Below are 11,580 nucleotides of genomic sequence, written 5' to 3' on the forward strand. Positions count from 1 at the left end.
GTCGTCTCACGCTTGCCAATGGCTCGTGCCGGAATCCGGTATTCGGGATTCCGCCATGCACACCCAAGCCATCCGCGCCTTAGAACTTAGAAGCCGGAGAAACGGATGCCGATCGAGCCATAGCCGTAGTAGCGATCCATCTTGCCTGCCGTGGCGGCATTGTAGAGAAACGGAATGGTGCCAACAAAGTTGTACAGCGATGCCTGCCCGCGCAGGAAGACCTCGACATTCTTCACCACGGCATAGGACAACTCCATCCCCAGCGTATGGTTTGACTTGATCGGCGAATAACCGTAAGCCCTGGTATGGCTATCGACATTGCTGCGGACCAGGTACTGGAACTGATAGCCCAGCCTGGCGCTGAAGTTCTCGTATTTCCAGCGCCACGATCCGCCCAGGTTCAGGAAGCCCGCGGTGTAGGTGAAATCGTCGTTGATGTTCAACCCATACTGTCCCGCATCGGTCGAGAACGATGCCGACTGCAGGTTGACGTTGCCCACGCGGCAAGGTGCGGCAAGGTTGCCATTGGCAACGTTGTCCGAGCCGATGCTGACATTGAAATTACAACCGCCGCGCTGCAGGCTGGTGTTGATGCCGCCGATCGTCACACGGCTGACGCCAAGGCCAAGAAAACCCGTCAACTGGTTCCGCTCGGTCAGCTGCCCGGAAAAAATCACGTCGGCCTGGCCCTGGACATCGTTGGCATCGTGGACGGTGACGCCGTTGAAGGTCGTGCTCCCGACCTTGACCGCCGAGGAACGGGTCAGGCTGCCCGCACGATCGCCCCACAGCGAAAAGCGCAACATGATCCGGTCGCGCGCGCCGGGTTCGGCCAGCGGGTCATAGTGCAAGGCCAGCATCCAACTGTCGATATTGTTGGTGTCCTTGCCGTAGTCGATGCCGCGGCGCCAGTAAGTGGCCGAGCCGGACCAGTGCGGGTTGAACTTGTAGCCCAGCATCAGGCGCCCGCCGCGATAGTCGCCGGCGTTGTCCGGCACAGAGCCCTGGCTCTGGCGCAGGTTGAAGATGTCAACGGTGCTGTTGACCAGGTCATAACTGGCCTCTGCCCGGAAACTGGTGAACTCGCCGGTGGCGGGCTCAGCCTGCATGAATACGTCGTCCGGCGCGGCGCTCGCAACACCCGCACACGACAAGCCCAGCATCAATGCGCCGGCATTGCGTAGCCGGCGCGAACGATACAACAGCATAGGGAGACTCCGAGGCCGGACGACGGGCCTCATCCACGGCACGCCCGGGACCAGCCCCGGGCGCTCCGCACACAAAAAGAAGCCGGCCACCCGCCACTGCGCCGGATGGCGCGTGTGGCGGATGACCGGGCAAACCCTCCCCGAACCACGGGGAGAGCTACGCAGCGCATCGATCAGGGATTCAGCGTGATCGTGGTCTTGATGCCGTTTCCGCTCACCGTTGCCGAGCCGGTCTGCACCGCCTGCGTCAGCGTCTTCTGCGCGCTGCTGTTGACCAGCGCGCCAACGCTGACCGCCTTGCCGCCCTGACCCGCCACCGCAAACGTCACGGGGAAGGTGCTGATCGACTTAGGCGTGAGCGAGTCGATCTGCGCCTGGCTCAGCGCACCGGCGTTCTTCAGCTTAGCCAGGAAGGTGGTGAACGGCAGGTTTAGCGAGCCGCCGTTGGCGTTGACGAAGAGGTTGTCGGCCGTCGCGTTGGTCAGGGTGGCGCTGGCCGCAATGCTGCCGGCAATGCGGAACGAGTAGGTCGTGTTAGCCGGCACCTGGGCCGCCGTCAACACCCCACCGCTGAAGGTGAGCGCAACGTTCTCGATGATGACATCGACCTGGTTGCCGCCGTACGTGTAGCTCAGGCCGGCACGCACTTGCGAAGCGCCGCCCGCGAAGGCGTCGCCGCTTTGCGAAGCCGCTACCGTGATCGAGCTCACCGTGCCACCCGTGACCGTCGCCGTATTGCCGATCGGGAACTGCTGACCGTTGATGGTCATGCTGGCCAACTGGATGAAGTTGGTCGGCTTGACGCTGTTGGTCACGGTGCTGATGACACCGCTGTTCACGCTGCTGCCAAGATTGCTGGCAGCCGTCTGAATTGCCCCTGCGTTGCCGGTAGAGACGGCAGTGCCGAGGGCGGCGAGGTTGGCGGTCAGCGTCGGGTCCGTCAGGCCGGCGGTTGTCACCGCGCCAACCAGCGTTTTGGCGGTGTTCGACTGGACGCTGGCCGTCACGGCATTGATTGCGCCGCTCTGCTGCAATGCCGCCAGCGTGGCAGCCGGATTGGCGCCCACCACGATCGTGCCCAGTGCGGTGCTGACGTTCGACACCTGGGTCGCTACCTCCGGGGCCTCCAGCGCCGCGACGTTGGCCGCCACCGTGCCGATATTGGCCTGGATGTTTGCCGGGAAACCAGCCTTGGCATTCTGCACGGCCGTCGAGATCACCGAGCTGACCAGCGAGGTGCTGGTCAGGTCGGCGGTACCGGAGGAGGCACTCACCGCGCTGGCTACGGCGCTGGCCGCCGCAGCTGCGGCGGCGGCGGGGGTCAGCGTGCCGCCGGTGCCCGCGGACAGGCCTGCGAGTACCTTGCTGACCTGATCGATCAGTTGCTGAACCACCACGGACGCCTTGAGCAAAGCAGCGTCCTGCATCGGGTCCAGCGTGGTGAGGTTCTTGCCGCTCAGGCCAAGCTTGGCCGCCAGCGCCGCAGCTTGCGTCGGGGTCAGCTGCGCCAGCAGCGTCGTCAGCGGCGTGACTACGGGCGTCACGCCCGCTGCATAGGTCACCGCGGGCGCCTGCAGCACGCCGGTGAACGCTTGCTTGGTACCAATATCGGTACCGCCCGACACCCTGAGCGCGCTCGAGGTGCAGCCAGACGGGAAGGTGAAGTCCCCATTTGCGCCGGTCGTCGTGGTCTGGTTGTTGCAGTCCGTGAAGGTCACAGTGGAGCCGGCAAGATAGAAGTCGACTGCCTTGCCTTGCACGGTTGCCGGCGTGGGTGTCGGCGTCGAGTCCGAACCGCCTCCGCAGGCCACCAGCGCCACGGCCGCCGAAGCCATAAGGCCGAGGGTAAGGATATTCCTGATATTGGTTTGCACTCTTCTCGCTCCTGAGATCAATACATCGATGAATCGATACGTCGTTTATGGGGCCCTGAACCAGGCAAGGGCAGCGCACCGTCCCTGATGCCCTTCGCTGCCCTGGCTCGTCGCACTGCACCGGATACCGTCGCTGGCTCTTGCAATCGGAATCGGCGAGCCCAATCCGACACTGCCTTTGCCTGCTTCACTAGATAAACAAACCCAGGTTCCGTGTCACCCCTACCAGGAGGGGGAAAGCACAGGCTTGCATCTCGCCGCCCAAGCGCCATCGCCACCTGGCAGCCAATGGCGGGACGCTCGCGCGCCATCCGCCTGCTTGTTTCTCTTGTTCCCTCCGCACCGACACCAGCGCCGCCAGCGCCGCCAGTGACACTGGCGACGCCGGTGGCTATCGCCGGTTCGTATTGCTACTGCGTGTCGCTACCTCACGTCCTGCATGTATTGCATGTCCCGCATTTCATGCATGCAGCCTTGGAAAATCCTCCGGCACAAGCCAGCGCGCCAGATAGCGGCCCATGGCCTCCAGCAGCACGTCGGACGTCAGGCCCAACGCACCGGCCAGCGCCGGGCAAACGATCCAGGTGGTACCGTCGCGCTCCAGCACCCGCAGCGTCTTGGCAAGATCCGCGGGCTGCAGGATAAAGTTGCCGGCCTGCGCGTCTTCCAGCCTGAACGCCTGTACGTAATCATCGAAATGCCGCTCGCCCAGGCACACCACCACCTTGGGCTTCCAGCGCTGCCGGATGCCATCGATAAAGCGGAAACGGTTGCCATTGCGGCAAAGATCCAGATAGCGCTGCTTGGGTACCAGCGCCGGCTGCCCGCGAAACGCCTTGGACCAGGGCGTCTGCCCGATCAGGTGCGCGGGCAGGGGATAAAGGCTGAGCTTGAATTCCGCGCCATCGGGCGCGTAGAGATGCCGGTCAAAGTAATGCTTCCAGTCGCACTCGCTCTGCTGTGCGGCATAGGTCTGCGCGCGTGCAGCCGCCATGATCCTTGCGATCTTCTGATGCGACTGCCAGCGCTCCATGTTTTCGCGAAAACGATCGCGATAGGTGTCATCCCACGCCCCAGGCTGCAGTCGCGGCTCCAATGGCGCCACCAGCGACTCGGTCCAGGGATGCGGATTACTGTCGCAAAACCAGACAGCGCCTGCTGGATTTCCCCCTTCCATACCAATGTATGACGCGAAATACACGTCCAGCTGCTCACGTGAGAATACCGTTTTCTGTTCTATTTCCATGCCCTACCGCTTGGTGGAATTTAAGATGCCCACGCGCTGAGGCCAAACCTACCTTTACGACGTGACGGGCCGCGAGACACCCAAATGATCGGCAAATCTCTAATAGAACGATAGCGACAACCCCGGCAAAAAAAATGCGGAGACTGCTGACGCACCTGCGGGATCTCATCCTGCTTGGACCAGAGGCAGTCCGGCCTGACGCCCATATCGCCAGTCCCTGCATGACCTGCCTGCAACCAATCTGGATCAGTATCGTCCCCGATGGTGAACGCTATGCGGAGTCTGTTATTTCCAACTCGCGACACTCCGAATTCCGCTCCCAACGACCTGATCTCGTTTGCGCGAAACACTTACTAGGCGGTGCGAAATTTTGCGCGAGATTTGCCTGGACCGCGCCCCCCTTTGGAGGGATTAGCTGTGGTGTTCTATCCCTTCTTACGCAGGGTACCGGCAACCAGGCCAATACGGCTGGAGGCGGCTTGCCGCCTGCGCGGCAGCAGCATGTCAGCGCGTTGACATGCAGGCATACAGCAGCGAAGGCACGCAAGCCGTAATGGCGAATTGGCGGATTGGCGCACAGGCGCCGACAGAATCCATATATGAGCCATACAAAGAGGCCTATCCGCCACGGCTGGCGCCCAATCGCTGCGCGGCGCCTTGCCGGCGAAACCTGAACGCTAGGCATATTGCAAGCAAGCTCCGGCCGTCTCACCAAAGTCACCCGGGGCCAGGCGGGCGCCCAGCAACCTGCCAAACGCGTTCAGCAGCACATCGGAAGTCAGCCCGGCGCTGCCGGCCAGCGCCGGACAGATAATCCACGTGGTGCCGTCTTTTACGAAGACGCGCAAGATCTTCACCAGATCCGCCGGCTGCAACGGCAGGTCTTCACCCTCCAGATCGCTCAGCCCGAAGGCGTGCAGGTAGTCGTCGGCATGGCGATAGCCAAGGCAGACCACGATCTTTGGCCGCCAGCGCGCACGCATGTGCTGCAGAAAATGAAAGCGCCCACCCTGCCGGCACAATGCCAGGTAGCGATCCTTGGGCACAAGCTCCGGCTGGCCGCGAAACGCCTTGGACCAAGGCGTCAGGCCATCGAGTTGCGCGGGCAAGGGAAACAGGTTCAGCTTGAACTCGTAGCCGTCGGGCGCGTAGAGCTGGTTCCAGTAATAGCGCCGCCAGTCGTTGTCGCCAAGCGCCACGCCCAGGGCCTCTGCCCGGGCCGCAGCCATGAAGCGCGCGATACGCTGATGATGAAGCCACCTGCCCATGTCCTCCAGATGCCGCGCGCGAAACGCCGCATCCCATGCGGGCGGCTCCGTGCGCGGCCGCAACGGCCTGGCGAGGTGCTCGAACCACGGGTGGGGGCTCCGGTCGCAGATCCAGACGGATGCCTGCGGGTTGCCGCCCTCCATGCCTGCGTAGGACGCAAAGTAATCGTCCAGTTCCTGCTTCGCAAATACCCCTGGGTGCTCCATAAATACCCCTTGCCACAAAGATTGGGACCCCTTTCACCCGTGCCACAACGTGCCGCCGGGGCGCCTTCAAGGCCCCGCGTGCCGCTGTGGTCTTTCGCCGAAACCGCACGCGCTTCGCGCCGGGGCGACGGGCTCTGACCCGCTCTTGTGCCCGGCATCGTTGCGCCCCTCTGTGCCTTTGGCGATTTATTCAATCATCTCCCGCTTACCACCCCTTACCACCACTTGCTGAACGTGAATCGCGTGGGGCACCGTCCGGGAATCAGATGCCTCTCAGGTGACGGAAATTGCCAGAAATTGCCAGAAATATCCGAATCGAACGGCGGACGCCAGCCCAAAGCATTTTGGATAGACATACCGCTATTCCAGATTCGGACGTGAACCAACCTTGAAAGGCCTCCTTTAAGAATAGTCCCATGTGAAACAGGGATTTCTCAATCCCTACCAACCGGGGGATGAACATAGGAATCACATCCCCGGAGGCGCGGATTCAGCCCCGGTATCGGCCGCATTGCGTGCATGACCGCCCTCGCGTGCATGACTTGCGAGCGCCGTTCTCTCCAGGCATCACGCACCCGACCCAACGCCCCGCGAGGCGGCCAGCGCGATGGTCCGTTTTGTCGGCGCTATCCGCACCGCCCCCGCCAATCCCCACGCATTCCCTTCTCACGCAGGGTACCGGTGACTTCCGCTGCGCCGCACTATTCGCACCAATCGCAAGACGATGAGGACCGGCCGCGAGACCAACCTCTACATCGGTCACCAACAACATAGAGCAATTGGTCAGCACCATTCTGGCATTGCCTTCGTCTCATCCTGCCGCATGCGCGGCAGTCCAGATTTGCCGCACCGGATCAACGGTGCCGGATTCGCTAAGTGGATATGAAAATGACATCCGCGCTTACACAATGGCTACTCGCACTCTCGCGTCGTAGCAAAGTCGCTCTGATGGTGACGGCCGACTTGCTGGTGCTGCCGCTGTGTTTCTCGCTCGCGCTCCTGCTACGCAAGGGCGATACCGGACTGCTGAATCAATATGGTGCGTTGCCGCCGCTGGCAATTGCGCTGCTCACCATCCCGGTCTTCTACTTCAGCGGGCTGTACCGCACGGTGCTGCGGTATATCGACCTCAAGGTGTTGTGGGTGTCCGGTCTCAGCCTGGCCGCGCTGATCTCGCTCACCTACTTCGTGTCGGTGCTGATACAAGACGACTACCTGCCGCGTACCGGTTTGCTGATCTACTGGTTTGTCGCCTTCGCCTACGTGGTGATCTCGCGCTTCCTGGCGCGCGCGCTGCTGCGCGCGTCGCAGTATCGCAAGAACCATGGCAAGATCGCGCGCCTGGCGATCTTTGGCGCCGGTGAGGCGGGCTTCCAGCTGGCCCTGGCGATGCGCGCCAGCCCTGACCACCGGGCGCTGTGCTTCTTCGACCACGACATCACGCTGAACAACAAGATCGTGGCCGGCCTGCCGGTCTACGACGTCAGCCGGATGACGGAGCAACTGGCCCGGCTCGATATCGATGAAGTGGTGCTGGCCATTCCCTCGGCCTCGCCAGAGCGCCGCCGCGAGGTGCTGGAGACCCTGCGCAAGCAGGCGGTGGAAGTGCGCACCCTGCCCACCCTGCTGGAACTCGTGGATGGCAAGATCACCACGCAATCGATCCGTGACATCCGCATCGAAGACCTGCTGGGCCGCGAGCCGGTCCCGCCCAACAAGAACCTGTTCGCCAAATGCACGCAAAAGAAGGCGGTGATGGTGACGGGTGCCGGCGGCTCGATCGGCAGTGAGCTATGCCGGCAGATCGCCTCGCAGGGGCCGCGCAAGCTGGTCCTGTTCGAACACTCCGAGTTCGCGCTGTACACGATCGAACAGGAATTGCGCCAGCACTTCCCGAACCTGGATATCGCGGCGCGCATCGGCTCGGTGTGCGATCCGGAGGCGGTCACGGCAGCAGTACGGCAGAACCGCATCGACACCATCTACCACGCGGCAGCCTACAAGCACGTGCCGCTGGTCGAGTCGAACATGCCCGAAGGCATTCGCAACAATGTGATGGGGTCGCTGACCGTCGCCGATATCGCGCACCTGTATGGCGTGGAGACCTGCGTGCTGGTCTCGACCGACAAGGCCGTGCGGCCCACCAACATCATGGGCGCCAGCAAGCGCATGGCCGAGCTGGTGTTCCAGGCCGCGGCGGCCCGCCCGCGTACCCGTACCACCTTCTCGATGGTGCGTTTCGGCAATGTGCTGGGCTCGTCCGGCTCGGTGGTTCCCTTGTTCCGCAAGCAGATCGAGAACGGCGGCCCGATCACCATTACGCACGCCGACGTGGTCCGCTACTTCATGCTGATCCCCGAGGCGGCGCAGCTGGTGATCCAGGCTGGCGCCATGGCCAAGGGCGGCGAGGTCTTTGTGCTGGACATGGGAGACCCTGTGCGGATCGTCGATTTGGCACGCACGATGATCGAGATGTCCGGCCTGCAGGAAAAGACCCGGGACAACCCCGGCGGCGATATCGAGATCAAGGTGGTGGGCCTGCGCCCCGGCGAGAAGCTGTATGAAGAGCTGCTGATCGGCGGCGACGTCATCGCCAGCTCCCACGCCCGCATCATGTGTGCAAAGGAGCACTCACTTGCCGAAGCCACGCTGCACGATCTGCTAGCTGCCCTGTTTGCCGCCTGCGATACACGCGACACGTTCCGGATCCAGAGCCTGGTGCAAAGCATCGTGCCCGAGTACGCCCCCTACAGCTCGATCGAGGAAGGCAAGGGCGGCAAGCAGTTGCGCCCGCCACGCGTATTGCTGCCGTTTCCGCTGGGCACCAAGGCACGCGGGCCCGAGGTTGTATTGACGGAGTTCGCGGAAATGAACGCAAAGCAGCAGGTCAACGCAGGCTAACAAGCATTCAAATGATCGGGCGATCAAGCGGCCGTACGATCAGCGATCAGCGATCAGCGATCAGCGATCAGCGATCAATCAAATCAAACGTACAGACATTTAATATTCAAGGTTTCTCTGAATATCTTACAAAATATTTCATACTGGCATGCCTGCCAATACTCGCACCGGCATAAAGCCCGGTGCGAGGCTTCAAGCCCCGGATCGGGCAGCGGACCGCGCGCGGAATCGTCCATAGCATTCCACACGGAATCGCGCATGGATTCGCGTGGATTCCCGCACCAAACCGAGTCATCGGATCCGCCGAAAACGCCCTTTAGCGAAAATCGTCCATATCCAGTACATTAGGCGAGACTGCAGGCCGATTTCCTGGCCCGCGTATGCCCGGGTCCACCGGGGCATGGTAGCGCTCACCGAATGTCATGACGCCTTACAAGCCCGCTGCGCCGAGTACCGAGCAGGAGCCGTCACCCAGCCTGCCGCATACCCGCTTCGAAGTCGGCGGCGCCCTGCCCGCTTCCACAGCCAAGTCCAGGTCCGCAGCGGCGGAACCCGCCACGGGTCAGATCCTGGCCTGGCGCGACCGCGTCGGCCATGTCGTCGATCTTTCCGTAACGCGGGAGCAGGTTGCCGGCCGCTTCGCAGGCGTCATCGACCGATACCTCGTGGATGACATGGTCTTTACCGACTGCCACTGCGACAGCGTGGTGCTGGAGCGCACGGTGGCGCGCATTTCCACCGATGCCATGCGGCACTATGTGTTCCAGGTCGTTATCGACGGCAATGCCGGCTATGTCGACGGCATGCGCCGCAACGCAACGCCCCGCCATGGCGGCATCCTGCTGGCGGACCTCGGGCAGACCGCGCTGATGGTGCGCGAAAGGGCGCGCGTGCTCACTTGTTTTGTACCGCGCGACCTGATGGAATCCGTATTCCCCGATGCCGAGTCGGCGCATGGCCGCATCGTGGAAGCCAACACGCCAATGACGCAGCTGGCGGTCGACCATATCAAGGCGCTCCGGCAGGCGCTGCCCCACATGCCGCCACCGCAGGCGGCCATCGCGCTGCGCGAGGCCGTCCAGGTGCTTGTCGCTGCCTTCCGCAAGACCGCACGGCTGGAGGGCGATGCGCGCGCCGCCGCCCGCAGCGCCCTGCTGGCCCGGGCGCGCCGGCTGATCGACGCCAATGCCAACCAGCCGGATCTCTCGCCCGGCCGCCTGCTGGAGGCAATGCACATTTCCCGCCCGACCTTGTACCGTCTGTTCGAGCACGAGGGCGGCGTGCAGGCCTACATCCGCAAAAGCCGGCTACGCGCCGCGGCGGTGGACCTGGTGCGGTTTCCGCATCTCCCGGTGGTGGAGATAGCGTACGGGCTCGGCTTCTCGAGCGGGTCGGATTTCACGCGGGCGTTCCGGCGCGCCTACGGCATGTCGCCGAGCGACCTGCGCATCCAGGCAGCCAACCCGCAGCGCGAAGACCTGCTGCGCGCCGCGCTACGGGTGCAAGGCCCGGCATACCAGCACTGGCTACACCGGCAACAAGCGGGCAAAGACCTGAGCGCCGCCATCGGCACGCCCTGACGCCCGCAACGCCGATGGCGCGGAGCCCGGCGCCGAGCCTCCCGGGCGTTGCACCACCGCCGCTGCCGGCACCCGCGCCGGTTCTGCCAGGCCAGCCCGCGCCGCCGTGCGGGCCGGCTCGGCGAAGTCGCGCGCCCCCAGCCAGCGGCTGACAAAGCCCCCCACCGCATCGAGCAAGACATCGGAGCCAATGCCGGCCGTGCCGGCGACCGCCGGGCAAATCACCAGGCTGGTGCCCTGGTGGGTATAAACCTGCAGAGTCCTGGCCTGGTCCGCCGGCTTGAGCGTGTGCTCAACGGCCTGAATCCCCTCCATGCCGAACGCCCGCAGGTAATCCGCGGTATGGCGCTCGGCCAGGCACAGGACCACCTTGGGCCGCATCTGGCGGCGCAGGCCGTGGATAAAGCGAAAGCGCCCTCCCTCCCGGCACAGGTCGAGGTAGCGTTGCTTGGGATTGAGCTCCGGCTGGCCGTAATACAGCTTGGACCATGGGAGCCTGCCTTCCGGCCGGATGGCCAGCGGAAAGAGATTGAGCTTGAATTCCCAGCCGCGCGGCTGGTATAGGCTCTCCTCCAGGTATTGCTGCCAGTCGCCGCCATCGGTACGCCCGTAGAGCACCGTCTCGCGCGCGGCCGTCATGATGCGGGCAATACGCTGGTGCGTCTGCCAGCGCGCCATATCCTGCCGGTGCCGGCAGCGGAATTCGTGGTCCCACGCCAGCGGCCTGCGCAACGGGGCGAGCGTGCCGGAGAGCGGCGCATCGATGCCGCTGGGGGCAAATTCACAGAACCACACTGCGGCGGCGGGGTTTCCCCCCTCCATGCCAACATAGGAAGAAAAATAAGCGTCGAACTGCTCGCGGGTAAAGGGGCTTTGATAGGGTTCCATAGGTCCGGCACGGCTGGCATTGACTGGCATCGACTACCCGGCTTTGCCTCGTCGCCCCGACAGGAATCCACCAACCCACCGCTGCCGCAACACCGGCGTTGCCGCCCCCCGCCTTTTTTCCGGCGGATGCAACGGCAAGCGCGAGGCAAAACCCGTAAACAGCGTAATCGCGCCAGCCGGGGACGCTTGACCGTGCGTCTCAGTTTTTCCATCTGGATACATAGTCCAAAAAGACCATGTCGCTCACCCGTACAGGCATGGTAAGCACCGGCTTTGCCAGGCAAACGCCCGCAGCACAAACCCGGCGCAGCGCTTTCTGGAAGGCAATCCCGGCGTGATCCGGACGCGGAGCCATATCCCGGAAACCAGCCGGCGCCGGCAGGGTGGCACCCGCAGCGTGGAGGCATA

8 protein-coding genes are annotated in these 11,580 nt (G+C 63.5%); 2 read left to right on the top strand and 6 right to left on the bottom strand.

Features of this window, described 5'->3' with window-relative positions; all coding sequences use genetic code 11:
• Positions 1-86 precede the first annotated feature (86 nt).
• From P3W85_RS01505 to P3W85_RS01520, 4 genes are all read right to left on the bottom strand, one after another.
• The gene (locus P3W85_RS01505) at positions 87-1,208 is read right to left on the bottom strand and encodes a hypothetical protein (RefSeq protein WP_276263471.1); all 1,122 of its coding nucleotides are present in this window, start codon (positions 1,206-1,208) and stop codon (positions 87-89) included.
• A 173-nt stretch (positions 1,209-1,381) separates the two neighbouring features.
• On the bottom strand, positions 1,382-3,082 hold the full coding sequence (locus P3W85_RS01510; RefSeq protein WP_276263472.1) for a hypothetical protein: 1,701 nt from the start codon (positions 3,080-3,082) through the stop codon (positions 1,382-1,384).
• Positions 3,083-3,542: 460 nt separating this feature from the next.
• The gene (locus P3W85_RS01515; protein ID WP_276263478.1) at positions 3,543-4,322 is read right to left on the bottom strand and encodes an XpsR family transcriptional regulator; all 780 of its coding nucleotides are present in this window, start codon (positions 4,320-4,322) and stop codon (positions 3,543-3,545) included.
• Between the two features lie 683 nt (positions 4,323-5,005).
• Positions 5,006-5,803, bottom strand: a complete 798-nt coding sequence (locus P3W85_RS01520; protein ID WP_276263473.1) for a transcriptional regulator — start codon at positions 5,801-5,803, stop codon at positions 5,006-5,008.
• Between the two features lie 888 nt (positions 5,804-6,691).
• Here P3W85_RS01520 and P3W85_RS01525 point away from each other — a divergent pair.
• Positions 6,692-8,704, top strand: coding sequence for a polysaccharide biosynthesis protein (locus tag P3W85_RS01525; RefSeq protein ID WP_276263474.1), 2,013 nt, complete (start codon positions 6,692-6,694; stop codon positions 8,702-8,704).
• A 422-nt stretch (positions 8,705-9,126) separates the two neighbouring features.
• Positions 9,127-10,284, top strand: a complete 1,158-nt coding sequence (locus P3W85_RS01530) for an AraC family transcriptional regulator (protein WP_276263475.1) — start codon at positions 9,127-9,129, stop codon at positions 10,282-10,284.
• Here P3W85_RS01530 and P3W85_RS01535 read toward each other — a convergent pair.
• Together P3W85_RS01535 and P3W85_RS01540 are read right to left on the bottom strand one after the other, a co-directional pair.
• The gene (locus P3W85_RS01535; protein WP_276263476.1) at positions 10,231-11,172 is read right to left on the bottom strand and encodes a transcriptional regulator; all 942 of its coding nucleotides are present in this window, start codon (positions 11,170-11,172) and stop codon (positions 10,231-10,233) included. The two genes, P3W85_RS01530 and P3W85_RS01535, sit on opposite strands and share 54 nt — an antisense overlap.
• Positions 11,173-11,371: 199 nt before the next feature.
• Positions 11,372-11,580 (bottom strand): hypothetical protein (locus P3W85_RS01540; RefSeq protein WP_276263477.1); only part of this gene is annotated, 209 nt, incomplete at its 5' end.

It is taken from the genome of Cupriavidus basilensis, from assembly GCF_029335485.1.
GTDB lineage: Bacteria > Pseudomonadota > Gammaproteobacteria > Burkholderiales > Burkholderiaceae > Cupriavidus > Cupriavidus basilensis_E.